Genomic DNA, 26,622 nt, shown 5'->3' with positions numbered 1-26,622 from the left:
GCCTGATAATAATACCGCAGTCTGAACACTTGTTTATCAGCTTTAAATCCATGAATAAAACAAGGAATAGCAAAATGATGCGCTATTTTACTATTCCCTAGGGTGAATACTGGGGTACTAAAAGCTGTAGACCAGTGTCAGGCCAAACTCACGGTCGGTGTTAACGTTGTCGTCAGGCACTTTATCCGTGTAAGTCACGGAATAGCTAATTTTGGTGGCCAGTGCGCCCACCACCTGGCTCTTAAGGCTGGTTTCAGCTTCGTAAACGCTATTGTCTTGACCGGGTTCGGCACTCACTTCCTGTATCAGTTGCACGGATGGCGTGATCGACCACGTGAGTTTGCCAGCCAAGCGAGCGATCCATTCCTCTTCTACGATGCGTGAATCATCGATTTTGTCGCGACGATAACCTGGGCCTACTTCGATATGAGCCTTGAGTTCTTTATCTGTGAGTACGCGATAACCATAACCAACGGCAACGGTGGTTTGGTACTGGAAACCAGAAAAGCGATCACGTTCTTGCTTGATTAAAGATGCCAGATAAGAACGTTTGCTGAAATTGCGATCCAGCTGCAGCTCGGCGTTGTACTTTTCCTTTGATGTCTCACCGTCCTCTTTGCTATTCCGCGCCGCCAGCTTCAAGGTTTTGTCCCACACCTTGCCCTCGTGCTTGATGCTTGCTTTGCCATTGAGCGTGCTGGAATCGGTATTGCCTGAGGTATACAGGGAGCCCAACTCAGCTGAGCCACTCCAGGCGGGTTTGGCCTCCTCTACGGTGTCCTCAGCAAGACAGCTGCCACTGACGATCAGGGCCAGCCAAGGTAAGCAGGTTTTCATTAATGCAGACTCCAGTCCCCGTGGTCGAAAAGTGGGGATCATATGACCAGAAACAGACCGACGGCAGGTTATCGGTAGCGGCCGTTGGCTGCAACAGTCCATACAATTTCCGACACGCGTGTATTGCAAGACTTTGAGCTAGAGTATGGCCAGCCGTTATTCAAGGGGAAACCAGTGCGACACAACATATTGAACGAGCCCGTGCCGAAAGTGCTTTATCAACTGACGCAGCCAATGGTGGTGGGCATTGTCGCGGTGTTCTTTTTTAATCTGGTGGATACCTGGTTTATCAGCTTACTGGGAACGAACAGCCTGGCTGCTGCGGGGTTTGCTTTGCCGGTAACGCTAGTGGTGATGAATCTCGCCATCGGTGTCGGCATCGCAGCGTCGGCCTTGATCGCTCAAGCAGTAGGTGCGGGTGATGATACTGGTGCACGCCATGCTGCCACTGGCGCATTGCTGTTGGGTTTGGTGCTTGGCACTGCTCTGGCGGTCATCGGCGTATTGTTGAACGACACTCTGTTTTCCATGCTCGGGGCTGATGCAGGGGTGCGAGCTGAAATCTGGCGTTATATGCAGTTCTGGTGGCCAGGCTCGGTGCTGATGATGGCGATGATGATTCAAAACAGCGCCCTACGTGCCGTCGGTAATACCCGTTTACCATCGCGTATGATGATGGCGGCGGCCTTGCTGAATGCAGTGCTCGATCCGCTGCTCATTTTTGGCCTCGGACCACTACCCGCGATGGGCATAGGAGGCGCGTCATTGGCAAGCGCCTTGTGTTGGTTGCTGGTCATCGGTGTGGTGCTATCCCATCAACTGAAAACGGGTGCTTTAAGCTGGCAAGGTTTGGTTCCCGGTGCTGTCTTAACCTTGTGGAAGCGGCTACTGGGGCTGGGAATTCCCGCCATGATTACCAACATGCTGGTGCCGGTTGCTGCAGCGGTATTACTGCTATGGGTCGCCCCTCTAGGGGACGAGGCGGTGGCTGGCTTTGGTGTTGGCATGCGTCTCGAGCCCTTCGCTATTGTCGTGGTGTTAGCGCTGACATCGACCTTGCCAACCTTTGTGGCGCAGAACCGCGCGGCTGATCAATGGCCGCGTGTTTGGCAGGGGTTGTTTTTGTCTTTTCGCTTTGTGCTGGGCTGGCAGCTAGCCATTTGTCTAGTGCTGTGGTTGATGGCGCCGTGGCTGGCCCAGCTATTCTCACCTGAAGCTAAGGTTCAGGAGTATGTGGTTGGTTTTTTACGTTGCCTGCCGCTCGGATATGCCGGCCTTGGCATCGTGTTATGTACCAATGCCGCACTTAACTCGCTGCAACATACCCAGCTGTCTATGTGGATGAATGGTGTGCGTTTATTTGCGCTCTATCTGCCTGGCGCTTGGCTTGGCCTAAAGCTGGGAGCTGTTGTTGGAGAGGGGTACCTAGGATTGCTGTTGGGCGCTGCCACGGGAAATTTAGTCGCCGGTGCTGGCGTTTGGTGGATGGCACAACGACTGCGAAATCGCGGCTCTTTGACCTTAGCGGGGCGTCGTTTTGTGGCTCAGTGATGGTGCTTTCTAAGCCAGTCTTTCAGCATGACCCAATCGGCAACAAAGCTCCACAGCGGGTATTGGAAGGTCGCCGGTCGATTGTGCTCAAAAAAGAAGTGGCCGACCCAGGCCTGGGCATAGCCAGCCAATAGCGCCAATGGCAGTAGCCAGCCATTACTGGTGATGATGGCTATCACCGTGATGGCGAGTGCACACAGGCTGCCACTGTAGTGCAGTGCCCGACACATAGGGTGCGCATGTTCGCTCAGATAATAAGGGTAGAACTCGGCAAATGACTGAAAACGCGATGTTACGGCGGGTTTTGGCATTGCTGCCCCCTCATTTATTGTCTTTTTTTATCAGCTTAAACCAACAAGCTTTCATCTGAACTGGCCATTCGGGACAATGTTAGCGACCCGATACGGTTATTCGCGTGCTTAAAACTTTGCTTTGCTGCAGGGCTGCTAAGCTCGTATTGATGTCTTTATTTTTTATCCGCCCTTTGTCGTTTAGCGGTCGTGACTGAATAACCGAGGTGCCACATGCTTTATCAAATCAATGCCGGTATGGCGCGGGTAATGCAGCCCTGGCATGTGATCGCCCGCCAAACCAGACAGTGGTTGTATCAGCCCTGGAACCCATTGAATGCCAGCTGGAGCATGCGCACTTTGCGCGCCTCTGTGGAGCTGTTTGAGCGTTTGACCGATTCATATGACAAGCCTGAATGGCAGTTGGATGAAATTAAGGTTAAACGTCGAACCTTGCACCTTGAGTATGACGTTGAAGTGGACAAGCCATATTGCCAGCTTGTGCACTTTAAACGTTCAAATATCGCTGAAGGTCAGCCGCGGGTTTTAATGATTGCGCCGTTATCGGGTCACTATGCCACATTACTGCGAGGCACAGTGCGCGAGTTCTTGCCTGACCATGAGGTGTATATCACCGACTGGCGCAACGCACGTGATGTTGCAGTAGAACATGGCGGCTTTCACTTTGATGACTATGTTGATTATCTGATCGAGTTTTTCCGTTTTCTTGGCCCTGACACCCATGTTGTCGCCGTATGCCAGCCCTGTGTTCCTGCGTTAGTGGCGGCAGCAGTGATGGCAGAACGAGGGCTTGAAGTGCCACGCTCGATGGCGTTGCTGGGTGGGCCGGTGGATACCCGCATAAGTCCTACAGACGTCAATGATTACGCTTCGGGTAAAGATCTCGAGTGGTTTCAGCGTAACGTTATTTGTCAGGTGCCACGGGGCTTTATTGGTCAGGGGCAGTTGGTATACCCGGGTTTTATTCAGCTTTCGGGTTTTATGTCGATGAATATCGATAACCATTTAAGCAAACACTTTAAGTTCTTTAATGATTTGATTCGTGGTGACGGTGATAGTGCTGAGGCGCATCGGGCGTTTTATAACGAGTACTTGGCGGTGATGGATATGCCAGCGCATTATTATTTAGAAACCATACGCCGGGTTTTCTTGGAACATCAATTGCCGCGCGGACTGATACAACATCGCGGCCAGACGGTGGATCTTCAGGCCATCGAAAGCATGGCCATGATGACGGTTGAAGGTGAGCTGGATGATATCACAGGTCGTGGTCAAACCGCCTCGGCTCTGTCTATTTGCGCTCGAATACCGGTAGCAAAAAAGTGTCACCTAGAAGTGGAGGGCGTGGGGCATTACGGCATCTTTAATGGTCGTCGCTTTCGCGAAGAAATAGCACCACAGCTTAAAGCCTTTATGCAGCTCCATTCGGGCTAGCTTTGGAACACATCATCTCCGCTTCAGATAGCAAACGTTGCACTTGGTTTATCAGCTTTATTGCATTTAAAGGTTTAACCAGGACATCGTTCATGCCCGCCGCGATACAGGCAATGCGGTCTTCTGCTAAGCCCCTAGCGGTTAATCCCAGTACCGGCACTGTCTGGTAGTAATCGTCCAGCCTGCGTATTACCTGAGTGGCGCGCAGGCCATCCATGACTGGCATATGCCAGTCCATTAAGATCAGATCAAAACGTTGGCGACAGCAGCGATCGATGGCTTGTTGGCCATGCTGTGCTTGAGTCACTGTCAGACCGGCGCGTTGCAGTATTTTGCTAGTGACCAGTTGATTGGTTTTATTATCCTCCACCAAAAGCACATGCCCGCTGAGGTTTGTCGGCAGTGCTCTGGCGGCAGGTTGAAGCTGTTGTCGCAGCCCCTCGGCCAGGTCGTAAGCCAACAAAACCTCAAAGGTTGAGCCTTGCCCGGGAGTGCTGCGAACGGAAATGCTGCCGCCTTTGGCTTCGACCAAATCACGGCAAATAGCAAGCCCTAGGCCGTTGCCTGATGTCTGCCGGGTGGTGGAGCTATCAACTTGAGTGAAAGGCTCAAATAATTGCTGCTGCTGATCAGACGCTATGCCTATGCCGGTATCTTCAACTCGAACCCGAATATGTGCCTGCTCTGGTCGCAATTTAATCAGGTCTATGCTTAGGCAGACGTCGCCTGCTGGGGAGAACTTGATGCCATTGCTGAGCAAGTTCAGCAGAATCTGCTTTAGCCGCTCGCTATCTCCCACCAGGATATGAGGAATATTAGGGTCGATGTTACAGCTCAGGCTAACGTCATATTGGCGCCGTAAAGGGTCAAGTTGGGCGCACACATCATTGGCAACAGCGGTGATCTGCATGTTTTCTTGCCGCAGCTCTAACTGACCTTTTTCCAGTTGAGAAAACTCCAGAATATCGTTGGTTTGTTGCGTCATGCTATCAAGTGACGAACGAATGAGGGCACACAGTTCACGCCGTTCATTGGCATCGTCACACTGTTCTAACAGCTCTACGGCACCGCTGATTCCGTTTAAGGGCGTACGCAGCTCGTGACTCATGTTGGCTAGGAAGGCGGTTTTGGCCGCGCTGGCAGCCTCAGCTTGCACTTGCGCGTGCTTCAGCCGGGTAACATTTCGGGCGACACCAAATATATGTGCCACTCGCCCATCATTATCAAATAAGGGCGAAAGTAATGTGCTCCAGTAGTGGTCACGGCCGTCATGACTGCTAAAAGATTCCTTTTCCTCATATTGCAGTGGACGACGCTGTTCTACACATTGCCGATAGCGTTGGGTTGATGTTTGGTATAGCTCAGCTGGTAGCAAGCTTTTCAGCGACTGGCCCCGTGGCAGGTTACCAACCAACTCTAGTGTGGCTTTTTGGGCCGAGTTGGTATTGACCAAAAAGAAGTCGTCATCACCCACTTCAAGGATGAACATGTTATCGGGAGAGTTGGCCCAGATTTCAGCAAACAGATGCTGCTCTAGACGTTTGTTGTCATCTTCAGGCATGGCTCTGCTGCCGCTGCGACAGCGGCCGGTAATGGCTGTACTTGATTCTGGCGTTATCGCTAGGGAACTTGTCTAGTATTGAGAAGATATCTTCAGAAAAAAGTCGTATAGATTCGGGTTGAGCGCGCACCTGTGTGGGAGCGGCAACAGCCCAAACCGTGATGGTTTGTCCAATTTCGAGTTCTGCTGCAGAAATTGACAGACGCTGACCGTTGGCGTCGTGTTTGAGCATATTGATGCAATCTGGCGCCGACGCTTCAATGCATACTTGGCTGTCGTTCCAAAGCAATAAGCTCTCGTTTCGGACAAACACCCAGTAGGTCTGGCCGTTATTGCCTTCGATCACTAGCTTGCCATCATCAAAACCTCCACGAGTATCGTGCTTAAGCTGGGTTATTTGACCCGTGACGACACAGCGGTTTGCTAAGCCGTGACTGTACAGAACTTCTTCAAGCTGACCGTCGCTATGCTGCTGCAATAACGCCTGGCCGATTTCAATGGCCTGACTGATGGAGCCTTGTACTAAATAGTCCGCAGCCACTGTTTTGATAAAGTGCCCGGTTAATGGAAACAACGCCATGCCAGCAATGCTATTGAAAGCAGGGCTGGTAATGTCTTGTCGTGCTTTTAGCTCCAGTTGCGCAGGGCTGTGTGGCTCGATAAACAGGCGCTGACAAAACTCGGATGGATCTGTGACAGAGCTATCGGATGCAATCGCTGCAGGGGTGCAGCTTTGGCCGGACAAGGCCAATAACATTTCATCCAGCCTTGGGGCCGCTCGACCACAGGGGTCGGCATCAATGACAGCGATTGACCTTTGCTGCTGCTGATTGAAATAGTCGGCGACGTAAAACGGTAATAGGGCATTAACGGCGCCGATTTCACCCGGTAGCAGGTAAGTCGGTGCTTGTTCGATGTGCTCGGCCAATGCGTGGTATGCGTTGATGGGTGCGCTGAAGCCATGACCTTGTTTCACTTTTACAGGGGAGCCAAATCCAACCACTGTCAGGCTGCGGTCGTCATCGGCTAAGTGCGTAGCATCTTGCAGAGCTACTTGCCCCTGCATCTTATGCAGAAACTGGTAAGCCATGCTTTTCGGGCCGCCGCCGCCCGAAGCCATAAAACAGGCGCCTTCAATCAGCGCCATTAGGTCTTGTTTGTTAAGCGCTTGAGCCCGCCTTGGCTGTCTCATGCTTCGATCCTTGATACTGACAATGGCCAAGCATGATAACTAGGATTGCTGCCGCAGGCGATGGCGGCAGCCGTTGGCTCTATAAGCCGATGACAACATTGGACAGTTGCATTGGAACCTGGCCCAGTTGATACAAGGGCGTGAGTAGCAGTATTTCCGCGACTTTCAGCGCCAGGATAAAGATCATAGGTGATAAATCGAGGCCGCCCATGTCTGGCATTTTCGCCCGAATCGGCGCGATCACCGGTTCTAGCAGCTGGTTAATCAGAATCAATGCCGGATTATAAGAGTTAGGCGCAATCCAAGAGGCAATGACGACGATCAGTAAGCCCCAGAAATAAACGCTGAATACCAGGCTCACTAATCCGATGGTGCCCCATACCAGTATATTGAGCCAAGGCAATCCAAAGCCAAGCATCATGGCGATGACACCAATGTAGATGCACTGCACCACCCAGGCCAACAGTAACGAAGCCAGATCGAGTCCACCTAAGCCTGGCACCACACGGCGCAGTGGCAGCAGTAACGGGTTGGTCGCTTTAACAATAAATTGCGAAATAGGGTTATAAAAATCGGCCCGTACCAGTTGCAATAAAAAACGCATCAGTACGACTAGAGCAAACAAGCTGCCAACAGTATTGATGAGTAGCAGGCCGACCTGCATCAAGGGAGACATACGCTTTCCTTATTTTTCTGTATTGGCGCCTAATTCTTGAGTCATTTCTGCTGCACGGTGACTGGCGGCCTGCATTGCGGCAGATACCACGTCGCGTAAATGCGCCGCTTCAAAGGTGGCGATGGCTTGCTGTGTGGTGCCTCCCGGAGAGGTCACACGGCGACGCAGTTCGTCGGGAAGTACATCGGACTGACGAGCCATTTCAGCAGCCCCTGCTGCGGTCTGCAACGTCAGTTGGCGGGCTGTTTCAGCGTCCATACCCATAGCGATGGCCGCTTCAATCATGGATTCCATCAGCAGGAAATAATATGCTGGACCGCTGCCAGAAACGGCGATCACAGTATCGATATCGGCTTCTTGCTGTACCCAAACGGTTATGCCCACGGCTTTCATTAAGGTATCTGCCAGTTGTTGCTGCTCACTACTCACCTGGCTACTGGCAAATAAGCCACTGGCGCCGTAATTAACCAGTGACGGGGTATTGGGCATGCATCGCACAATGGCTTGGCAGCCTGACCAATGGGCCAGTGAAGCCATATCTATGCCGGCAGCAATCGAGATCAGAAGCGGTTGACGTTCGCTTAACTGTGCTTGCAAAGGTGCCAGCACCTGACTCATAACCTGAGGCTTAACCGCCAGAATTACCACGTCGGCCTTAGCGGTGACTTGCTCATTGTCGGCATACACCTGTACGCCATAGTTGTCAGCTAGCTGCTGGCGCTGCTGTTCATTTGGATCGCTGACATGGATCTGGCTGGCGGACATATCACCTTGGCGTACTAGGCCGCCAATGATGGCAGCGGCCATGTTGCCTCCACCAATAAAAGCCACGTGTGTCATTGTCGTTCCTTTTATGTATTTGCTGCGAGTTTAGGTATCCAAGTCGGTGGCGGCAAGGGCGGCATTATTTGTTGCGAGCGCCAAAGATGTCTGTGCCTACCCTTACTTGATGACTGCCACAAGCAACGGCGAGTTCCAGATCCGATGACATACCCATCGATAATGTGTCCATGCTCGGGTACTGCGACCGCAATTGCTCTAATAACTGCTGCATCTGCTGAAACTGCTGGCGCAGCACAGTGTCATCATTGCTAGCTTCGGGGATGCACATTAACCCCCGCAAAGTAAGGTGGGGAAGGTCAGCCACTTGCTGAGCCAGCTGTGCTAACTGTTGTGGCAATACACCAGACTTTTGCTCTTCGGCGCTGATGTTCACCTGCAGTAGTACCTGCAACGCTGGCATTGACGCTGGTCGTTGCTCACTGAGTCGTTTGGCCAGCTTGTAGCGGTCTAGCGTTTCCAGCCAATGGAAGTGCTCGGCGACCGCTCGACTCTTGTTGCTTTGTAGATGACCAATAAAGTGCCATTCGATATCGGTGAGATCGGCCAGTGACTCAATTTTGTCCATTGCGTCCTGTAAATAGTTTTCACCGAAGGCCCGCTGACCTAGCTGATAGCACTGGCGCACCAGTGATGCAGGTTTGGTTTTACTGACCGCCAGTAATGTGACTTCAGAGCGATTACGGGCGGATTGTTTGCAGGCGTTGTCTATTCTTTGCTGTACCGCTTGATAGCTTTGTTCGAGTGTGGACATTGCTTAGGCTTGGTTTAGGATTGTCTGCAAGCAATGATAAAACGAAGGCGCCGTTTGCGCACGGCGCGTAGGAGACTGCATGGATATCACCGAACTGTTGGCTTTTAGTGCAAAGCAAGGCGCGTCTGACTTGCATCTGTCGGCGGATTTACCGCCGATGATCCGGGTGGATGGCGATGTGCGCCGCATTAACTTACCGGCTTTAGCACATAAAGAAGTCCATTCTTTGGTGTATGAAATCATGAACGATAAGCAGCGTAAGGACTTTGAGGAGTTTCTGGAAACAGACTTTTCCTTCGAAGTGCCGGGTGTTGCGCGTTTCCGGGTCAACGCCTTTAACCACAACCGTGGTGCCGGTGCTGTATTTCGGACCATTCCTTCCAAGGTTCTGACCATGGACCAATTAGGAATGGGGCAAGTGTTTAAAGATCTGTCGAACATTCCACGCGGGATCGTATTGGTGACAGGCCCAACCGGCTCGGGTAAGTCGACCACCCTGGCCGCCATGATCGACCATATTAATGAGAACAAATACGATCACATTCTGACCATTGAGGATCCGATCGAATTTGTACACGAATCTAAAAAAGCCTTGATTAACCAGCGGGAAGTTCACCGCGATACCTTGGGCTTTAATGAAGCCCTGCGTAGCGCCTTGCGTGAAGACCCCGATGTAATCCTGGTGGGCGAGCTACGTGACTTGGAAACCATTCGTTTGGCACTGACGGCAGCAGAAACCGGCCACGTAGTATTTGGCACATTGCACACCAGCTCAGCTGCGAAAACCATCGACCGTATTGTCGACGTGTTCCCTGCGGAAGAAAAATCCATGGTGCGCTCAATGTTGTCTGAATCACTGCAAGGGGTAATTGCGCAGACACTGCTGAAGAAAAATGGTGGTGGACGAGTGGCTGCCCATGAGATCATGGTGGGCACACCGGCGATTCGTAACCTCATTCGTGAGGACAAGATTGCGCAGATGTACTCCTCCATTCAGACCGGTGGGGCATACGGCATGCAGACCATGGACCAGTGCCTGCAGAACCTGATGTCGAAAGGTATGATTTCCCGCGAAGCGGCACGCGAGAAAGCTAAAGTGCCGGATAACTTCTAAGGGTAACGCTTATGTCTATGGATAAGTTTTTACGCTTGATGGTAGATAAACAGGCATCCGACCTGTTTATTACCGCAGGTATCGCCCCTTCCATGAAGGTACACGGCACTATTATGCCGTTGACCCGTGCTGCCTTGGGTGCTGAGCAGGTACGAGATATTGTTCTGGGCCTGATGAATCAAAAGCAGCAGGAAGAGTTCGAAGAGAAAAAAGAGCTCAACTTTGCCATCAACGCCAGTGGTATTGGCCGCTTTCGTGCCAGTGCGTTTTATCAACGCAATGTGGCTGGCATGGTGTTGCGTCGTATCGAAACTCAGATTCCCAAAGTGGATGACTTGGGTTTGCCGGATGTGATCAAAGATCTGGCAATGGAAAAACGTGGCCTGATTATTTTCGTAGGTGCCACGGGTACGGGTAAATCTACCTCATTGGCAGCCATGATTGGCCACCGCAATCACAACAGCAAAGGCCATATTCTCAGTATTGAAGATCCGATTGAGTTCGTACACCGTCACGACAACTGCATCATTACGCAGCGTGAGGTGGGACTGGATACTGAGTCGTTTGAAATCGGCCTGAAGAACTGTCTGCGCCAGGCCCCTGATGTGATCATGATTGGTGAGGTTCGCTCACCCGATACCATGGAACATGCAGTGACCTTTGCCGAAACCGGTCACTTATGTTTGGCCACGTTGCACGCTAACAACGCTAACCAGGCATTGGAACGGGTTATCCACTTTTTCCCGCCGGAGCGGCACAGTCAGATCTGGATGGACTTATCCCTCAATCTACGTGCGATTGTTGCCCAACAGTTGATTCCAACACCAGATGGGCGAGGCCGTCGAGCCGTGGTGGAAGTGCTGATTAACTCGCCATTAGCTGCTGATTTGATTCGCAAAGGCGAAGTTCATGAGCTGAAACCGCTTATGCGTAAGTCAAATGAATTGGGCATGCAGACCTTCGACCAGGCCTTGTACTACCTATATGAACAGGGCGAGATCACCTACGAAGATGCCATTTCCCATGCGGACTCTCCAAATGACTTGCGCTTGATGATCAAACTCGGTTCTGAGACCGATCTTGATCAGCTCGATGGTGCGACTCGTAATTTGCGTATCCAAGACTGATCCTGTTCGCCTGGCGCAGCAAACTGCGCCGGGTATCTTTTTGCAGCAACAGCTAAACACTGCCCTTCGGCTATGCTTATGCGACAATCCGCGCTTTGAACATTGAGCCGGTCTGGCGGAATACTAAGGTGGTGCTGCTTGGCGCTTATGCGACGCAATATCTGGAGCTTGTTTGTCCTAATCGTCCTGGGTGGATTGGGCATTCTGGCAGCCATTATCAGTTACAGTTGGCACGTCCAGCTGAAGGAACAGTTGCAAGCGTATAACAGTCGTACCGAGCTGATTGCCGAAGTCACGCGCAGCGTGTTGGCGACGGAAGAGAAGCTGCTGGATGTGCTAGGTAGCGAATTACTAAGCACCGATGACTCTCTGTCTAGCCAGCAACACATTGCTATATTGAATCGCTTTTTAGATGTTAATCCTGTGTTGATGGGATTAGGTGTGAGCAATGCAGAGGGTGAATTTTTACTGGTGAGCAGCAATATCGATATCACCAAACTGCACAATTTGCTGCAACACAAAGACACTCGCGATTCCTTCTTACGTACTCTGCATAGTACTCAAATGGTGCTTGGCAGAACTTATCAAGTGCCCTCATTGCAGCGCTGGATTATCCCTCTGCGTAAGGCATTAAGAGACGAACGCGGTCAGGTATTGGCCGTGGTGTCATCAGCCATTGATTTGTCAGCGGCGTCACAGTTATTGCAGCGACAGGGGCAGGCAGGCGGAAAAATCTGGTTGCTGCGTTCGCACGATAATTATTTACAGTTTATCGATGGTGAACACAGTGACAAGGCGCTTTATAAACAGCCGTTGCCAACGGCATCTGTGCGGTTATTTGAACGAGCGTTACAGGAGCACAATGGCATTGACCTAGCGACCATGCGCAGTCGTCAGCAAGCCTGGAGTTACCGTTTAAAGCGAGAAAACGAACCTTTGCTTGGGGCTGCGATGTTTTTGCCCGAGTATAGTTTGTGGGTGTTGTCAGAAACAACAGAGCACGCCCTGCGTCAGGGTTTCAGTGGTCGGATAGCGCTCTACGCCGCGGTCTATGCTGGATTGGTATTGGTGCTATTTCTGCTATTTCGCTCTATCGCCTCGGCTGAGCATCAGCAACGCCAGCAGCTATTTCACACCATTAATCACGATGGCTTAACCAATTTACCGAACCGCAACTACCTGCTTGAACATGTGCATGGCTGGATGGATCAAGAGCGCAGCTTTTATGTCATGTTTATCGATATGGATAACTTTAAGGGCGTTAACGATAGTTTCGGTCATGACTGTGGTGATCAGGTATTAATAGAGCTCGCCCATCGATTGCAGCGCCATGTGCAGGACGGGGAAATTTTAGCTCGATTGGGCAGTGATGAATTTATCTTGTTAATGACTTTGCAAGATCAGGAGCAAGTTCGCAGGAGGGCCGAGGCGATCATTCAGTCAGTGTCGCGTGATTATGCGGTTTATGGTTTTAACTTCCAGCTCGGTGCCAGCATTGGTGCCGCACGCTATCCGCAACATGGCCGCAGTATGAACGACTTATTGCGCGCTGCTGACATCGCCATGCATGAGGCTAAAAAAGCGCGCAATGCGGTGCATTTTTATCATGATGAAATGGAAACCGGTTACCTGCGCAAAATTAGAATCGAACAGCGGTTACGCTCGGCATTGTCGGGCGGCCATCTATTTATGGTGTATCAACCTCAAGTGAGTCACGATGGGCGTATGCTTGGCGTTGAGGCGCTGATCCGATGGAAAGACAGCGAGCTGGGATTTGTGCCGCCGGATGAGTTCATTGGCGTTGCAGAAACTACAGGCCTGATGCCGGCTATCGGCGAGTTTGTGGTCAGCACGGCGATGCGCGAAATGACCTTGTTGCAGCAGCATTTGGGGCAGAATTTCGACATCGCCATTAATATCTCGGTGAAGCAGTTTTTGCAGGCCGGTTTTGTGGATGGCATACGTGAACAGATCGACCACTATCGATTGCAACCTCACTTGCTAACGCTGGAAATTACCGAGAGTGTGTTTATTGAGGATCTGCAAATGGTATTGCCGATTCTGAATGAACTGCACGACATGGGGGTGCGCATTTCGTTAGACGATTTTGGTACGGGCTATTCATCGCTCAGTGTTTTGCGACTATTGCCAATCGACGAACTGAAAATTGATAAGAGCTTTATCGATGATATTCGCACCGATCAGACGGCCCATAAAATGGCCCAGAGTGTGATTGCCATCGGTAAAAACTATGGCATGTCAGTGTTGGCTGAAGGGGTGGAGACCGCCGACCAAAAAGATATGCTGGTTAAAGATGGCTGTGACCGTTATCAGGGTTATCACTTTGCTCGGCCGATGCCCGCTGCAGAGCTGGCCGTCTTTATTCGTGAGAGTCCTGCCATTTATCTCTAGCCTGTTGATCGCAGGCTTTTGCTTGTAGCCAGCGCTGGCCTGAACGGGTGTGCTCTTTTTTCCAAAACGGAGCATCGGTTTTTAGCCGATCCATGATGTACTGGCAGGCATCAAATGCTGCCTGTCTGTGCATACTGCTAACCGCCACCAGCACGATCTGATCACCTAGCTGCAGCTTGCCATAACGGTGTATCAGCCGATAACCGAGCAATGGCCAGCGCGCTTGAGCGGCCTCCACGATTTGCAGAAGGCAGCGCTCAGTCATACCTGGGTAGTGCTCAAGTTCCAATGCTTCCACATCGGCATCGAGATTCATGTCTCTGACCTGGCCGACAAATAAGGCGATTGCACCGGCCCTTGGGTCTGAACTAAGCGCTTGGTATTCATCGCCAACCACAAAGTCCTGTGGCTGAACCTGCACTAAATTCATGCTTAGCCTCCGGTCATGGGCGGGAAAAAGGCGACTTCATCGTTGTCTTGTAGCGTTATCTCTTCATCGTCGCACAGTGCTTGGTTGACCGCGACTAACGCTTGTTCGGGGGACAATTGAGAGGTATGTTCTGGCCAACGCAGCTGCAGCTGCTGGCGTAATTCAGCGACAGTATTAGCCTGTAGATCTAGTTGCTGACAGCCCAGCTGCTCGCGCAGAGCAGCAAAAATTAACACCTTCATGGCGCACTCCAGTCACCGCTTTTACCACCGCGCTTTTCCAATACCCGAATGGCATCAATGCGCATGGCTGGGTCCAGAGCTTTGCACATATCAAACAGGGTTAAAGCGGCCACCGAAACCGCGGTGAGTGCTTCCATTTCTACACCCGTTTGGCCACTTAATTTACAGCGCCCGATGATGCGCACGCGCTGCTGATCGGGCTGTGGTTCAAACTCAACCGCCACTTTTGACAGCATTAATGGGTGGCACAGCGGAATCAATTGCGCGGTCTGCTTGGCGGCTTGAATACCGGCAATACGAGCCACGGCAAACACGTCGCCTTTATCGTGGCCACCATCGAGAATGCGCTGCAGGGTATCGCTTTGCATGACTACAAAGCCTTCGGCCAGAGCCTCTCGGTGGCTGACCTCTTTGCCACTGACATCCACCATGTTGGCTTCGCCATCGGTATTGATATGAGAAAACTCACCCATTGCAAGGCTCCTTGAGCTGTTTTAACCGCAATACAAAGTTGCAGGGCTTGTGCTGACTGTTCAATTGATCGGCAATGATGTTATCCCAGGCGGTGCGACAGGCATTGGTCGAACCTGGCAAACAGAAAATCAACATATCGTTAGAGAAACCCGCGATGGCGCGACTTTGAATGGTTGAGCTGCCAATTTCCTGATACGAAATCTGGCGGAACAGTTCACCAAAGCCATCGACGGTTTTATCAAACAGTGGAGCGATGGCATCGGGTGTGGAATCGCGCTCGGTAAAGCCAGTGCCACCGGTGACCAATACGACTTGGGTGATATCGTCGGCCGCCCACTGCGCGACTTGCGCACGGATGCGGTATTTGTCGTCCGCCACGATGCGTTTGTCGATTAGCTGATGCCCATCGGTTATCAGCCGCTCGCTAAGCAGCTGTCCGCTTTTATCGGTGTCCTCGGTGCGACTGTCGGACACCGTCAGGACGGCGATGTTGAGGCCAATCGCCTGATCTGTGTAGGTGTTTGCCATAACTGACTCCTGGCGCAATTAGCCGCCGATCATAGCAAAATGTTTGATGGCGCCGGTATTGCCTTGATGTAAATCGTGGCTGGCGGCTTTGAGTTGTAGCAGCTCTCTGAGCCGCTGTTGCAATTCGAGCTGGTGCTCAGCACGCATCAGCGGGCGCAAGTCATGGCCATGTTCGCCAAACAGACATAAATGCAATTTGCCAGCGGCCGAAATGCGCAGACGGTTGCAGCTGCTGCAGAAATGGCGGCTGTACGGCATGATCAGACCGATGTTGCCCAGATAGTCGGGATGAGCAAACTCCTGTGCCGGGCCGGCATGGGGGCCGCGCGTGAGCGGCTGCCAGCCTTGCTGCAGCAGTTGCTGTTTAATGCTTTCGCCGCTGACATGATGGCGCGCAAAATAGTCGGGCTGATCGCCAGTTTCCATCAGCTCAATAAAGCGCAGCGTCACTGGCGTGCGTTTGACCCAATGCAAAAATTCGCTCAGTTGCTGCGGTTGATCGGCCAGTAATACGGCGTTGACCTTGATCGGCAGCCCCAGCTGTAGGCCGCGTTCGATGCCAGCCAAGATCTGCTGCAAACGGTGATGGCCGGTGATGGCTTGAAACGCCCTTGGGTCCAGACTGTCGATGCTGACATTGAGCTGATCGAGACCCGCCTCATACCAAGCGTCGATATGCTCTAACAGTTTGTAACCATTGGTGGTCAAAGCGACGCTTTCTATCCCCTGGGTGCGTTTAATCTGGCGCAGAATCTCAATCAGGTCACGGCGTAACACCGGCTCGCCGCCGGTAATGCGTACTTTGCGGGTGCCGGTGGCGGCAAACGCTTGCACGATCTGGTCGATTTCAGCCAGAGACAGTGGGTGCGGCTCACCATCTCCCTGATAGCCGTTAGGTAAGCAGTAGTGGCAGCGAAAGTTGCACACATCTGTGATCGATAGCCGCAGGTAAGAAAATTGTCGCCCGTGATTATCGTGCAAAGGCTGCAGGGGAATGGGTTGCAAGGACATCATCACCTTGAGTGGTTGCCAGCGGGAATGGCCATTCATAGGCGAGTGTCGCGGCCATGACCGACCCTTGAACCATCATTCTACGGCGGTGCAAAGCGATTTCAATAGCGCCGCGGACGACGCTATTGAACACAGGGATTCTCTGCAGCGCTTTACGGCAGCAGAGTGAGCAGACCATTTTGCTGGCTGGCTTTGATCAGTAAGCTTTGATCTGCCACCTGCAGGCGAGCACAGTAATGTTCTGCACAGGCTTGGGATTGCAGGCTAACGGTTGGCATGGCCTGTCCGTCCGCCGAGGTTTGCAGGAAGAACAGGCGTATGTCGCTGGCAAACGGACTGGCTGCCCGCCAACGCACCAGTTGTCGCTGTTCTTTTTGATTCACCTGGTTAGTGAGTTGTAATGTGGCGATACCGTTGACGAGTTTTACGCTATCACTGCGGAACGGCTCAACGTTGGGCCAATAGTCCGGGATATCCGTGCTGAAGCGACCACCGCGTTGAGACAGAGCGTGAATATTGGCGCTGATGTCAGAGTTATCGGCACGGCTCAGCTGATTGCACTTCGGCGTTAAATGCAGCTGTTGGGAATTTTTCACTTCCAGGTTTACTGTAATCGAAGTGCCACTGTCACACTTGTCGTTGTCATCGATAGGAATTTGGAACCACTGCTCAGCCTGTGTGGTTTGATCGGCTTTAGCTTGCACTAGATCGACCAGCAGATAACCCAGGTTGCCGACGGGAATAGCCCAGCGCTCATATTGCTGTAAATGTCCTTCATTGGCGGGGCGAGCAAATTTACCAACGTCTCCGTCGCGATAGGGGCCGCTGGCATCCACGCGTACCGCGGCAACACCACTCACGGTACGCTGTTCTAATTGGCCACCATGGCCATAAGACTGACCACGATACTGGTAGCGCTGACGATTTTCATGGTCGGCATAGCTATAGAAGGCTTCGGGTAAAACCAGTGTATTGGCACCTAACATATGATCGATATGGTTGTAATAGCCTGCCACCTGGTGGAAAACATCGTATTCGTAGTAGTTACGTGCAATGCGCCCGTAGCCCATGTCGGCTAATAATCGACTGCCATGCGCCGCCCAAATGATACCGCCAACGTCCATTTCTCGATGTGGCGTATTGGTTGCTGTCGTGGTTGCAACCAGAGTGCTGTGTCGACTTTGCAAATAAAAGGGGCGCTCAGCGGTGGCCTGCTGCGACAGTGGCGTATCTGACATCAGGTCTAAACGCATTAAACCCGAGTCAGGGTAAATGGCCAGCCGCGATACTTGAGAGTGTTGCTGGCAGGCCGTGACTTCATTTTGCCAGTCACGAAAGACCATGGGGGTGACTTGCCAAGGATCATAAAAAGGGACGTCGTAGTAACTATGGCTGAAGTAACGTTGTAGTTCACAGGCGTCGATTGGCGGATTTAAGTCGCTTCGATTGAGGACGTTACCCGGATACATCAATTGCAATGCCATATGGCTCGATAAGCCGGTTTTTGCCCAGGCATCACCAAAATCAACAAAACGATTATCAGGCAGCACAGAGTCCACTAACCAGCTGGCGATTTTTGGGCCGCGCAGCCAGTTAAAACTGTGCACTGGCTGGCCAAAGGCAGCCATCAGTAATTGATTCTGCAACAAGACATAGGGATAGGATGTCAGCACCGCGTAGCTGGCACCTTCTAGATAACCACCATCGGCAAGGAAAAATTCGCGATGTAACCAGTTAGTAGTCAATACGGCCGCTAACACCTGTTGGGCTTTTTCGGTTTGCTCGTGATAGTTGAGTATCGCCCAGTGCAATGCCGCCGTGTTGAGCATTACCGTCCAGTTGTTGCCGTTGTACAAAGACCAATGCTGATGCTCGTATTGTTTTAGATAGCTGTCGATCTGGTATTCCAGCTCCTGGCGCAGATACGCTTCATCGGAATCAGAGATCAAAGGGCTGTTATCAAAAACATCTAACACCAGAGTCCAGAACTGGAATGCAGGTGCGGCATCCAACACCATAAATTCGCTGCTGTTGGCCATGTGCCAGTATTTGTTAAAGCGATAGTCGGCGGGCATGCCAATGTCTGCTGCCCATTTGGGGGCAATGGTTGCCCTAGGCGCGTCGTGCAGACGCTTAAATTCAGTGGCGAGAAACTTTTGCGCAAAATTCAGCACATCACTGCGCTCAAATTGGCACGGGTAGGCGTACTGATCACAAAACAGCTCTCTGCGCAGCAAGTGAATCATACGAAAACGTAGATTGTTATCGGCTACCCGATTGGTTTGGATTTCATCGTTCAAATAACGCTTGGCATCACGGTGCTCTGATAGCGTTGCTGGCAGGTTGTTGTGGCAGGCAATGCCGCCCATCAACAGGTTCTGCCAGCTGTCCTTCATATTATTGATCGTACCTAAGCCGGAATTCGGTCCTGGCACTTGGCAGTTAGCATCGAACTGTTCGATCTGTTGCAGTGCTGCAAACCACTGTTGGTTGCTGCCGTATAAACGAGGATGTTGCTGCGCAGGTTGTTGCGCAGCATTGAGGATCAGTTGATCGAGCTGTTGTTGCTGTTGTGTGCTTAATGGGCTGCCTGATAAATGTGCCAAATCCTGCGGCAATACTTCTATTTGCAAGCTCTGCTGCACATGTTCAGCGTCGTCGCCACTGCTTAACGTCGCGCTGATGTGATAGCGGCCAACGGCTGGAGCCATTAATCGCACGCCTTGCTCGATGGATTCAGTGACGACTGACTGACCACTCACCTGCCAGCTGAGCTTGGTGGTTGCGGTGTTATCGTAGCTGGCTTGGATATCGATATGGCTTACTGGCCAATGGACTGTTGTTGCTGTGCTGCTCAGTTGCAGGTTGGCCGCCGGTTTGTCGTTATCCTGGTCGTCGCTAGCAGTATCGCCATCGTTATCGGTCGTGGATCCACCATCAGGGCTCTGGTCGATATCTGGTTCTGTGGCTGGATTATCGCTACTGCCTGTCGCTGTGTCGCCGTCACTGCTGCTATCGGAGACCTGTTGATCGGTCTCTTCAGAGTTGTGGTCAGACGTTGAATTTCCCTGATCCGCTCCTGCGTCTGCTGTTGCAGCAGGGTTATCCTCGCCGCGAGAATCGCCACCAGAGGAGCCGCCACAGCCGCTTAGCACTAACGTGAGGATGAGTAGTGAATGAAGTTTCCAAGACATGATGGCGCCCTCCCTAAATATCGAAAAGGCGCCGATTATAGTCATCGGGGGACATTGGCCGACATGGTGCACGTCGCAAAACGACGCGATTGATACAGGGTGGCGCGATTGGTTACAACCGCGCGCAGCAAACCTTTAGTTAGTCGGCCAGTGTCAGTTCTGGCGCTGGGGTTTCGAGCAGTGCTGCCAGTGTTCTCACCAGGTCCATCTCCACCGCTCGCACTTGTTGATCGGCTTTGGCGCACGTCACCAAGGCTTTGATAAAGCGTCCCTTTAGGTGCGGGTAGGCTTGTTGTAACTGGGTTAGCGCCTCGTTAAGTGGTTTGAACTGCTGCTCCTTGGGTTGCAGTGTCAGCGTTAACGCGGCGGCTTTGCAGCCTTGTTCAAACGCCTGCTGTGCCTGGGCTTGGTTGTCGTGACCGTAATGGGCCAGATAACTCAACACCAATGCAGCCGATTGCTCGATTTGGCTGAATTGGCGGTAGCGGGCTTTGATCGGGCTGATCTCACCAAATACGGGCTCCAGGTACTGTAATACCAGCCGGTACAGACACCATTCAAAGACATCTATGGTGCCATCGGCTTTGGCCAATTTGACTAGCGTGGTGCGAAAGTCCTGATACTGACTAGGTGACAGCTGCTTTAACGCTGGAATCGCTTTCTCAACCAAGGGCAACCGCTGACTGTCTTCTAAATCTGATAAATAGGGCAGCCAGCGCAAAACTGATTGATAACTGTCCTGTCCCTGAAACTGGCGCACCATATCAAGTTGCTGCTCGTGCACCATTTGCGAAGGCGGTGCCAGCAGTAAGGTGAACACTAAGGCCCTAGCGGAATATGGGTCGTGAGCCGCGTCGGTCAAAATAGCCAACGCTTGCTGCTGTTTCTGCTCTGCTGGTTGCTCGTTCTCGTCGTTTGAAACCTGTGTAGTGGCAGTCATCTGACCGGCTGCAACCATGGCCACTCCAGCCACCAGCTGGCTGTTATCAAGCCCAGCTAATTCCGGACTTTCCTGCAGCGCTTGTTGCTGGCTTTGCGGTGCTAGATAGCGACCATCCCAACGTTTATCCAATCGTCGAATTCGTTCAGGTAGAGGAGGATGGGTCAGAAACCAATGAAAGCGCCAGGGAGCAGCTTGACCAAAAAACATATGTGCAGTTTCTTCGCGCTCAGAGCTGGATATCTCACTACCCGCGCCATGACCGATTACCTTTAGCGCGCCGGCAATGCCATCTGGGTTGCGGGTAAACTGCACCGCTGAAGCATCGGCTAAAAACTCACGCTGGCGTGATACCGCAGCTTTTATCAAGTTGCCAAAAAACACGCCGCTGTAACCAATAACAATCAGCGCTAAGCCCACGGCCCACAGTGGCAAGGTGTTGTTTTCTTTGCTGGATCGACTGCGGCTGTGCATCGCCGCATCCAGCATGAATCGGCCTATCAGGCCGATAAACAAGATGCCAAACAGAATGGCCATCAGGCGAATATTGAGGCGCATATCGCCATTAAAAATATGGCTGAACTCGTGGGCAATCACGCCTTGCAGTTGCTCTCGAGACAGCTGTTCAATGGTCCCTTGAGTGACGCCAATGACCGCATCAGAAGGTTGGTAGCCGGCAGCAAAGGCGTTAATGCTGCGGTCAGGAAGAACATAAACCGGTGGCACAGGCATGCCGGCGGCAATGGCCATTTCTTCGACCACATTCAGCAACCGGCGCTGGTAAAAATCATTGCTGTTAGGTGGTACCAGGCGTCCACCCAGCATTTCCGCTACGCGCTGGCCACCGCCGCGCAGAGACAGCCACTTAAATAAGCTGGCACAGACAACCACGCCAATCACCGCGGCGCTGATTGCCACCCACTGCTGCCAAGAGACTTTCGATACCAAACTTTGTGCCACACCTGTTTGGTCGGCGCTGTTGTATTCAAATCCCCATAAGGCAGCAATCACCACTAAATTGACGAGCACGGTGAGAGCCAATACGGCCAGGCCAAACAGCAATATCAATTGGCCCGTGCGTTTACGGGCCTGGTCTTGCTGGCTGAAAAAATCCATCGCTTAGAACGACACTTTGGGTGCAGCCTGAATTTCTGCTGAGTCGGCAAACTCCAGTAGCTCAGCATCACTGCTATGGCCGAAGAAGTTGGCAAACACCACAGGTGGAAATGATTGACGGTAGGTGTTGTAAGTGGTGACGGCGTCATTAAAGGCCTGACGAGCAAAAGATACCTTGTTTTCGGTACTGGTCAGCTCTTCGCTCACCTGCATCATGTTTTGATTGGCTTTTAAATCGGGATATGCCTCCATCACCACATTCATGCGTCCCAATGCGCCAGCCAATGCCCCTTCGGCTCCTGCTAGCTGCTGCATGGCAGCCTTGCCGCCCGGTGACTGAGCTGCAGCCTTTAAACCGGCAGCGGCTTCGTTGCGGGCACTAATCACGGCCTCTAATGTGTCGCGCTCATGCTGCATATAGGCTTTGGCGGTTTCAACTAGGTTTGGAATCAGGTCGTAGCGTCTTTTCAGCTGCACTTCGATTTGCGCAAAGCTGTTTTGGTAGCGGTTTTTGTAGGTCACCAGTTTGTTGTATATGCCAATGACATACACCACCAGCAAGGCGATGACCACCAGCACTACAATGGTTGATATTTCCATAACCGTGTCTCCGTTATTTTGCCCACAGTCCGTCGGCAGTTTGATAAGCGGTATTGCTGGCGGCAGCTTTGGCCGTCAGCTTTTCACCGGCAATTTTTTCGATATTCGCCAGTGATGTTTTTTGTTGGTCGGCAATTTCCTGATACTTCTGCTGGCGCTTACGGTTGATGCTCTGTACCAAACGGGCAGCGTCATTGTGATCTTTAACCAATAATCCAAGGTAGCCATCACGCTGTTCGCCCACCAGCATTTGTTGTTTGGCCTGGTCCAGTTCGAGCGCCCACAGGTGACTGCTTAGCATTAGCAGAGTAGTGGCAAATAGTGTCCGTATCATCATTGTCATCTCCACGTCAGAACAGCTCATCTTCTTGCTGGAACAGGTCATCCAGCTGTTTCTCTACCTTGACCCGCACCTCATGTTCAATTTTGACGTTGAGGTTGATGGTGATGGGTTTATCGGGTGCTTCCATTTTGACCGTGCAGGCTGCAAGCGCCAGCAAGGGGCCCAGCAGTAACAGTTTTTTCATGCATTGATTTCCTATCCCCGCGGCAGCTCAGCCCGTGGGTCTGTCTGTGGTTAAAAAGTCACTCTAGCGATGGCGGCTTTGAATGCAAGCCTTTCGCGCTGATGCTGTGTTCTAGTGCGCGTTCAGACTGACAGGCTATCGAGCTTTAGAGGCAGTTTTTACTGAGAGTTCGCTGCGCACTGGAGTTGCGTCAATTTAATCCCCCAGCAAATACCGCTATAATCGCCCGACTACAAATCAGGAGTCTGTCCTGACGGGGCGGTTTTCGTGTCCGTGTGCAGACGCCATGCCGAGATAGCTTAAGAGAGGACAGTTACGTGAAACAACTGAAAGCACTGATTCTGGCAGCCGCAGCGGTTGTAGCTGCTCAGGCCATTGCGTTGACCGACAGCGAAGCTGAAAAAATCCGCGAGCGCATTAAGCCCGTCGGTGAAGTGTGTGTTGGTGCTGATTGTGGCGGTGCACCGGTCGTTGCTGGTGGTGCGCCGCGTTCGGGTGAAGAGATCTACAACACGGCATGTACCGCTTGTCATGGTAGCGGAATTTTAGGTGCGCCAAAAAATGGCGACACAGCTGCGTGGGATGAGCGCCTGAGCAAGGGTATGGATAAGACCTGGCAGAACGCCATTAATGGTATTAACGCCATGCCTCCGAAAGGCAACTGTATTGATTGCTCTGACGATGAAATCTTGGCAGCGATCAAGTTTATGTCAGGCCGTGAATAAGGTCTGATAGTAAAAAAGCCGCTCTTAGGAGCGGCTTTTTTGTGTCCGTTAATCGAGTTGTAGCGAGCGCTTCATAAACTCGGGTAATGCTAACGCTGCGGCATGGATTTCGGCGTTGTAATACTGCGTAGTAAAGGCCTTGCTGGCGGCATCTTCGATACGAAACGCGCTGGCATCACCACCTTTACAGGCCAGTGTGCAGCTCCACCAACCCGATGGGTAAATCACCTGTGGGAAGGGGAAGGTGTGACTGCTGCTCGCGCCCGCCGTCGACATATCCAGGTGAATCTGTTTAATGATGCTGTCGCTGTGATACAGCGGTGATTCGCTTTGCTGAACTACCACCCCATTATCAGCCAGGGTGCGCATGCAGTCACGATAGAAATCCACGGCAAACAGCCCTTCGGCTGGGCCCACCGGATCAGTACTGTCGATTATAATGACATCTAATGATCCCGCAGGACGCTGCTTGATCCAGTCGATGCCATCGGCAAACAGGATGTGAGCGCGAGGGTCCTGGTTGGATTCACACAGTTCAGGAAAGTACTTTTCCGCCATACGAGTCACTTGCTCATCAATATCAATTTGATAAGCGACCTCGACATCGGGATGTTTCAACACTTCACGCAAGGTACCACAATCGCCACCGCCGATAATGGCCACCCGTTTAGGAGCTGGGTGAGCAAACAAAGGCACGTGGGCCATCATCTCGTGATAAACAAAATTTTCCCGGCTGCTGACCATAGTACAGCCGTCGATCACCATCAGTTTGCCGAAAGTCTCGGTGTCGTACATATCAATGGTTTGAAACTCACTGGTGACTTGCTCCAAATGAGCACGAACCTTGAGTGAAAACGCTGAGCCTTGTTGCTCAAAAATCTCGGTAAACCAGCCGTTAGCCAGGGGGTGTGTCATAGCGATTCATCTCACTGCATGAGGAAATGCATCAGCACAGATATTGCTGCACTGATCTTCAGGGGTACAATTGGGCGCCACAATAACTCAAGCCCTTGATGACGCCAAGCTCGGGGCTGTCAATGGAGCTGCCAGCTATGTCTTATTCTTCTGCTCATCATTACAACCTGCCGTACTGGAGCGAAGGCTATGTGTGCGTCGACGATAGCGGCCAGCTACAGGTAAAGCCGCACCCTGATCAGCCGGCGGTGACCTTGCAGCAGGTGGCTCAGCAAGCGCAGCAGCAAGGCTTACGCCTGCCACTGCTGGTACGTTTCCCGGGCATTATTCACCACCGGGTGGAAACCCTAGTGAGTGCTTTCCGCCAGGCACGGCAAGATGTCGGTTACCAAGGGCCCTTTGTGCCTGTGTATCCCATCAAGGTGAATCAGCAGCGTCCGGTGGTGGAGCAGGTGGTGCGCGGCCAACAGTTGGCAGGCTGTGAATATGTTGGCTTAGAAGCGGGTAGCAAACCGGAATTGATCGCCGTGTTATCTCAGCTTGGTAGCACCAAAGGCTTAATCGTGTGTAACGGCTATAAGGACCGACACTTTATTCGACTGGCGCTATTGGCAGAAAAGCTGGGTCATCAAGTGTTTTTAGTGATCGAAAAGTTATCAGAGCTGAAGCTGATTCTTGAGCAAGCAGAAGAGCTACAGGTGACGCCCAGGTTGGGCATTCGTGCGCGACTGGCCACCATTGGCAAAGGCAACTGGCAAAATACCGGTGGTGAAAAATCCAAATTTGGTTTATCGGCTGATCAGATATTGCAGGTTGTGACACAACTACAGCAACGCAATCAACTGCACTGCCTGCAACTGCTGCACTTCCACCTGGGCTCACAGCTGGCCAATATTCGCGATATCCATACCGGTTTGCGCGAATGCAGCCGGATGTTTGCCGAGTTGGTGCGCTTGCAAGTGCCCATCGCCTGGCTCGATGTCGGTGGCGGTCTGGGCGTCGATTACGAGGGCACGCGCTCGCGCAGTTATTGCTCGATGAACTACAGCATTCAAGAATATGCCCGCAATGTGGTGACTGCTTTTGCCGATGTATGTCGCGAACTCGACATTGCTATGCCGGGTTTGATCACCGAATCTGGTCGCGCTATGACGGCTCACCATGCGGTATTGCTGGCTCAAGTCATTGATCATGAAAGTCCAGCAGCTCAAGACCCTCAGCCGCCGGCAGCGGATGCTCCCGCAGAACTGCACGCATTGTTTGGCGCCTGGCAGCAGTTACAGCAGTCGATGAGCCCGCGTTCTTTGGTGGAGTTGTACCATGATGTGCAGCACTGGATGAGTGATGCACAGACGGCCTTTAGTCATGGTTTATATCGGTTGCAGGAACGTGCCCAAGCCGAGTCTTTGTATCGCAGTGTTGGCATCTTGCTGAAGCAGCGGCTAAGCCCTAGCAACCGCAGTCATCGGGAACTGCTTGATGAGCTGTATGAAAAGCTGGCCGATAAGGTATTCGTGAATTTCTCTTTATTCCAGTCGTTGCCCGATGTTTGGGGAATTGACCAAATTTTCCCGGTCGTGCCGTTAACTCGTTTGGATGAGCCAGTGCGTTGTCGTGGGGTGTTGCAAGACATTACTTGTGACTCCGATGGTCGCATCGATCAATACGTCGATGCCGATGGCATAGGCTCAAGCTTGCCTTTGCCAGGTATCGAGCGCGGTGACCAATTGGGATTCTTCCTGGTGGGTGCTTATCAGGAAATTTTGGGCGACTTGCACAACCTGTTTGGCGACACCGACTCGGTCGATGTTGAAAGTGGTGCCGACGGTATGCGGTTAAGTTCAGCGGCCCAGGGGGATGATATTCAGGCCGTGTTGGCCTATGTGAACTACGATGCCGCGCAGCTGCGGCAGCAGTTGCAGCACCAGGTAGAAGGCTCTTCGTTGCCACAACAGGATCGCCAGCGTTGGCTGCAGGAATTGCAGGAAGCCCTAAACGCTTATACCTATTTGGCAGACTGACGGAATTCAGGCAGGTTTTTTCAGCAAATTGCGCAGAAATATCGACGCAAATGGCATTTTGGTTACGGTTTTTGTGCCACGACTGGCGCT

General features: G+C 52.1%; 25 protein-coding genes. 7 read left to right on the top strand and 18 right to left on the bottom strand.

All coding sequences use genetic code 11. From position 1 onward, the window contains the following. Positions 1-117 precede the first annotated feature (117 nt). Positions 118-837, bottom strand: coding sequence for a DUF481 domain-containing protein (locus AC55FS_RS00705; protein WP_496934142.1), 720 nt, complete (start codon positions 835-837; stop codon positions 118-120). Positions 838-1,011: 174 nt separating this feature from the next. Here AC55FS_RS00705 and AC55FS_RS00700 point away from each other — a divergent pair, with 174 nt between their 5' ends. After that, positions 1,012-2,388 carry an MATE family efflux transporter gene (locus AC55FS_RS00700; RefSeq protein ID WP_496934141.1) on the top strand — a complete coding sequence of 459 codons (1,377 nt, stop codon included), beginning with the start codon at positions 1,012-1,014 and terminating at the stop codon, positions 2,386-2,388. On the opposite strand, the gene AC55FS_RS00695 is transcribed toward AC55FS_RS00700, so the two are convergent. Next, positions 2,382-2,699, bottom strand: coding sequence for an Mpo1-like protein (locus AC55FS_RS00695; protein WP_496934140.1), 318 nt, complete (start codon positions 2,697-2,699; stop codon positions 2,382-2,384). The genes AC55FS_RS00700 and AC55FS_RS00695 overlap by 7 nt on opposite strands. A 213-nt stretch (positions 2,700-2,912) precedes the next feature. On the opposite strand from AC55FS_RS00695, the gene AC55FS_RS00690 reads away from it, so the two are divergent. Beyond that, positions 2,913-4,133: a polyhydroxyalkanoate depolymerase gene (locus AC55FS_RS00690; protein ID WP_496934139.1), complete on the top strand. Its 1,221-nt coding sequence runs from the start codon at positions 2,913-2,915 to the stop codon at positions 4,131-4,133. Here AC55FS_RS00690 and AC55FS_RS00685 read toward each other — a convergent pair. The 5 genes from AC55FS_RS00685 to AC55FS_RS00665 all read right to left on the bottom strand — a co-directional run bounded on the left by AC55FS_RS00685 (position 4,111) and on the right by AC55FS_RS00665 (position 9,156). Further along, on the bottom strand, positions 4,111-5,694 hold the full coding sequence (locus AC55FS_RS00685; RefSeq protein WP_496934138.1) for a PAS domain-containing sensor histidine kinase: 1,584 nt from the start codon (positions 5,692-5,694) through the stop codon (positions 4,111-4,113). The two genes, AC55FS_RS00690 and AC55FS_RS00685, sit on opposite strands and share 23 nt — an antisense overlap. After that, complete coding sequence (locus AC55FS_RS00680; protein WP_496934137.1) at positions 5,687-6,886, bottom strand: S-methyl thiohydantoin desulfurase family protein; 1,200 nt, start codon at positions 6,884-6,886, stop codon at positions 5,687-5,689. Before AC55FS_RS00680 ends, AC55FS_RS00685 begins: the two co-directional genes overlap by 8 nt. 79 nt (positions 6,887-6,965) lie before the next feature. Then, positions 6,966-7,562, bottom strand: a complete 597-nt coding sequence (locus AC55FS_RS00675) for a YggT family protein (RefSeq protein ID WP_496934136.1) — start codon at positions 7,560-7,562, stop codon at positions 6,966-6,968. A gap of 9 nt (positions 7,563-7,571) precedes the next feature. Further along, complete coding sequence (proC, locus tag AC55FS_RS00670) at positions 7,572-8,402, bottom strand: pyrroline-5-carboxylate reductase (RefSeq protein ID WP_496934135.1); 831 nt, start codon at positions 8,400-8,402, stop codon at positions 7,572-7,574. 64 nt (positions 8,403-8,466) lie between these two features. Then, positions 8,467-9,156 (bottom strand): YggS family pyridoxal phosphate-dependent enzyme, encoded by a 690-nt coding sequence (locus tag AC55FS_RS00665; protein ID WP_496934134.1) that lies wholly within the window; start codon positions 9,154-9,156, stop codon positions 8,467-8,469. Between the two features lie 79 nt (positions 9,157-9,235). On the opposite strand from AC55FS_RS00665, the gene AC55FS_RS00660 reads away from it, so the two are divergent. From AC55FS_RS00660 to AC55FS_RS00650, 3 genes are all read left to right on the top strand, one after another. Further along, positions 9,236-10,270 (top strand): type IV pilus twitching motility protein PilT, encoded by a 1,035-nt coding sequence (locus tag AC55FS_RS00660; protein WP_496934133.1) that lies wholly within the window; start codon positions 9,236-9,238, stop codon positions 10,268-10,270. Between the two features lie 11 nt (positions 10,271-10,281). Then, positions 10,282-11,397 (top strand): PilT/PilU family type 4a pilus ATPase, encoded by a 1,116-nt coding sequence (locus AC55FS_RS00655; RefSeq protein WP_496934132.1) that lies wholly within the window; start codon positions 10,282-10,284, stop codon positions 11,395-11,397. Positions 11,398-11,544: 147 nt separating this feature from the next. Then, entirely contained in the window at positions 11,545-13,809 is a 2,265-nt protein-coding gene (locus tag AC55FS_RS00650) for a putative bifunctional diguanylate cyclase/phosphodiesterase (protein WP_496935928.1), read from the top strand. On the opposite strand, the gene moaE is transcribed toward AC55FS_RS00650, so the two are convergent. From moaE to AC55FS_RS00600, 10 genes are all read right to left on the bottom strand, one after another. Beyond that, positions 13,778-14,239 (bottom strand): molybdopterin synthase catalytic subunit MoaE, encoded by a 462-nt coding sequence (gene moaE / locus AC55FS_RS00645; RefSeq protein WP_496934131.1) that lies wholly within the window; start codon positions 14,237-14,239, stop codon positions 13,778-13,780. The two genes, AC55FS_RS00650 and moaE, sit on opposite strands and share 32 nt — an antisense overlap. 2 nt (positions 14,240-14,241) lie before the next feature. Next, entirely contained in the window at positions 14,242-14,481 is a 240-nt protein-coding gene (gene moaD / locus AC55FS_RS00640; RefSeq protein WP_496934130.1) for a molybdopterin converting factor subunit 1, read from the bottom strand. Then, positions 14,478-14,954, bottom strand: coding sequence for a cyclic pyranopterin monophosphate synthase MoaC (moaC, locus tag AC55FS_RS00635; protein WP_496934129.1), 477 nt, complete (start codon positions 14,952-14,954; stop codon positions 14,478-14,480). Before moaC ends, moaD begins: the two co-directional genes overlap by 4 nt. Beyond that, positions 14,947-15,483, bottom strand: coding sequence for a molybdenum cofactor biosynthesis protein B (gene moaB, locus AC55FS_RS00630; RefSeq protein WP_496934128.1), 537 nt, complete (start codon positions 15,481-15,483; stop codon positions 14,947-14,949). The genes moaC and moaB overlap by 8 nt, the downstream gene beginning before the upstream one ends. 18 nt (positions 15,484-15,501) lie before the next feature. Then, positions 15,502-16,533, bottom strand: a complete 1,032-nt coding sequence (gene moaA / locus AC55FS_RS00625; protein ID WP_496934127.1) for a GTP 3',8-cyclase MoaA — start codon at positions 16,531-16,533, stop codon at positions 15,502-15,504. 113 nt (positions 16,534-16,646) lie between these two features. Further along, complete coding sequence (locus tag AC55FS_RS00620; protein WP_496934126.1) at positions 16,647-19,688, bottom strand: hypothetical protein; 3,042 nt, start codon at positions 19,686-19,688, stop codon at positions 16,647-16,649. Positions 19,689-19,827: 139 nt separating this feature from the next. Then, complete coding sequence (locus tag AC55FS_RS00615; protein ID WP_496934125.1) at positions 19,828-21,744, bottom strand: M48 family metallopeptidase; 1,917 nt, start codon at positions 21,742-21,744, stop codon at positions 19,828-19,830. Between the two features lie 3 nt (positions 21,745-21,747). After that, complete coding sequence (locus AC55FS_RS00610; protein ID WP_496934124.1) at positions 21,748-22,344, bottom strand: LemA family protein; 597 nt, start codon at positions 22,342-22,344, stop codon at positions 21,748-21,750. Positions 22,345-22,357: 13 nt separating this feature from the next. Beyond that, positions 22,358-22,681: a YdbL family probable chaperone protein gene (locus tag AC55FS_RS00605; RefSeq protein ID WP_496934123.1), complete on the bottom strand. Its 324-nt coding sequence runs from the start codon at positions 22,679-22,681 to the stop codon at positions 22,358-22,360. 13 nt (positions 22,682-22,694) lie between these two features. Further along, a complete protein-coding gene (locus AC55FS_RS00600; protein WP_496934122.1) occupies positions 22,695-22,871 on the bottom strand; it encodes a YnbE family lipoprotein in 177 nt (58 codons plus the stop codon). A 317-nt stretch (positions 22,872-23,188) separates the two neighbouring features. Between AC55FS_RS00600 and AC55FS_RS00595 the strand changes: the two genes are divergently transcribed. Next, positions 23,189-23,596, top strand: coding sequence for a c-type cytochrome (locus tag AC55FS_RS00595; RefSeq protein ID WP_496934121.1), 408 nt, complete (start codon positions 23,189-23,191; stop codon positions 23,594-23,596). Positions 23,597-23,644: 48 nt separating this feature from the next. On the opposite strand, the gene speE is transcribed toward AC55FS_RS00595, so the two are convergent. Next, a complete protein-coding gene (speE, locus tag AC55FS_RS00590) occupies positions 23,645-24,511 on the bottom strand; it encodes a polyamine aminopropyltransferase (protein WP_496934120.1) in 867 nt (288 codons plus the stop codon). A gap of 137 nt (positions 24,512-24,648) precedes the next feature. Between speE and speA the strand changes: the two genes are divergently transcribed. Next, positions 24,649-26,532 (top strand): biosynthetic arginine decarboxylase, encoded by a 1,884-nt coding sequence (speA, locus tag AC55FS_RS00585; protein ID WP_496934119.1) that lies wholly within the window; start codon positions 24,649-24,651, stop codon positions 26,530-26,532. The last annotated feature ends 90 nt before the right edge of the window (positions 26,533-26,622 follow it).

This window comes from Bacterioplanes sp. CLAM21, from assembly GCF_059641015.1.
The sequence above is the reverse complement of the archived record's forward strand: the minus strand, read 5'-3'. Positions and strand labels throughout refer to the sequence as shown.

Excerpts from the sequence above, each read along its gene's own strand:
- AC55FS_RS00705 (WP_496934142.1), bottom strand. The coding sequence starts at position 837 with ATGAAAACCTGCTTACCTTGGCTGGCCCTGATCGTCAGTGGCAGCTGT.
- AC55FS_RS00695 (WP_496934140.1), bottom strand. The coding sequence starts at position 2,699 with ATGCCAAAACCCGCCGTAACATCGCGTTTTCAGTCATTTGCCGAGTTC.
- AC55FS_RS00690 (WP_496934139.1), top strand. The coding sequence starts at position 2,913 with ATGCTTTATCAAATCAATGCCGGTATGGCGCGGGTAATGCAGCCCTGG.
- AC55FS_RS00685 (WP_496934138.1), bottom strand. The coding sequence starts at position 5,694 with ATGCCTGAAGATGACAACAAACGTCTAGAGCAGCATCTGTTTGCTGAA.
- AC55FS_RS00680 (WP_496934137.1), bottom strand. The coding sequence starts at position 6,886 with ATGAGACAGCCAAGGCGGGCTCAAGCGCTTAACAAACAAGACCTAATG.
- AC55FS_RS00675 (WP_496934136.1), bottom strand. The coding sequence starts at position 7,562 with ATGTCTCCCTTGATGCAGGTCGGCCTGCTACTCATCAATACTGTTGGC.
- proC (WP_496934135.1), bottom strand. The coding sequence starts at position 8,402 with ATGACACACGTGGCTTTTATTGGTGGAGGCAACATGGCCGCTGCCATC.
- AC55FS_RS00665 (WP_496934134.1), bottom strand. The coding sequence starts at position 9,156 with ATGTCCACACTCGAACAAAGCTATCAAGCGGTACAGCAAAGAATAGAC.
- AC55FS_RS00660 (WP_496934133.1), top strand. The coding sequence starts at position 9,236 with ATGGATATCACCGAACTGTTGGCTTTTAGTGCAAAGCAAGGCGCGTCT.
- AC55FS_RS00655 (WP_496934132.1), top strand. The coding sequence starts at position 10,282 with ATGTCTATGGATAAGTTTTTACGCTTGATGGTAGATAAACAGGCATCC.
- AC55FS_RS00650 (WP_496935928.1), top strand. The coding sequence starts at position 11,545 with ATGCGACGCAATATCTGGAGCTTGTTTGTCCTAATCGTCCTGGGTGGA.
- moaE (WP_496934131.1), bottom strand. The coding sequence starts at position 14,239 with ATGAATTTAGTGCAGGTTCAGCCACAGGACTTTGTGGTTGGCGATGAA.
- moaD (WP_496934130.1), bottom strand. The coding sequence starts at position 14,481 with ATGAAGGTGTTAATTTTTGCTGCTCTGCGCGAGCAGCTGGGCTGTCAG.
- moaC (WP_496934129.1), bottom strand. The coding sequence starts at position 14,954 with ATGGGTGAGTTTTCTCATATCAATACCGATGGCGAAGCCAACATGGTG.
- moaB (WP_496934128.1), bottom strand. The coding sequence starts at position 15,483 with ATGGCAAACACCTACACAGATCAGGCGATTGGCCTCAACATCGCCGTC.
- moaA (WP_496934127.1), bottom strand. The coding sequence starts at position 16,533 with ATGAATGGCCATTCCCGCTGGCAACCACTCAAGGTGATGATGTCCTTG.
- AC55FS_RS00620 (WP_496934126.1), bottom strand. The coding sequence starts at position 19,688 with ATGTCTTGGAAACTTCATTCACTACTCATCCTCACGTTAGTGCTAAGC.
- AC55FS_RS00615 (WP_496934125.1), bottom strand. The coding sequence starts at position 21,744 with ATGGATTTTTTCAGCCAGCAAGACCAGGCCCGTAAACGCACGGGCCAA.
- AC55FS_RS00610 (WP_496934124.1), bottom strand. The coding sequence starts at position 22,344 with ATGGAAATATCAACCATTGTAGTGCTGGTGGTCATCGCCTTGCTGGTG.
- AC55FS_RS00605 (WP_496934123.1), bottom strand. The coding sequence starts at position 22,681 with ATGATGATACGGACACTATTTGCCACTACTCTGCTAATGCTAAGCAGT.
- AC55FS_RS00600 (WP_496934122.1), bottom strand. The coding sequence starts at position 22,871 with ATGAAAAAACTGTTACTGCTGGGCCCCTTGCTGGCGCTTGCAGCCTGC.
- speE (WP_496934120.1), bottom strand. The coding sequence starts at position 24,511 with ATGACACACCCCCTGGCTAACGGCTGGTTTACCGAGATTTTTGAGCAA.
- speA (WP_496934119.1), top strand. The coding sequence starts at position 24,649 with ATGTCTTATTCTTCTGCTCATCATTACAACCTGCCGTACTGGAGCGAA.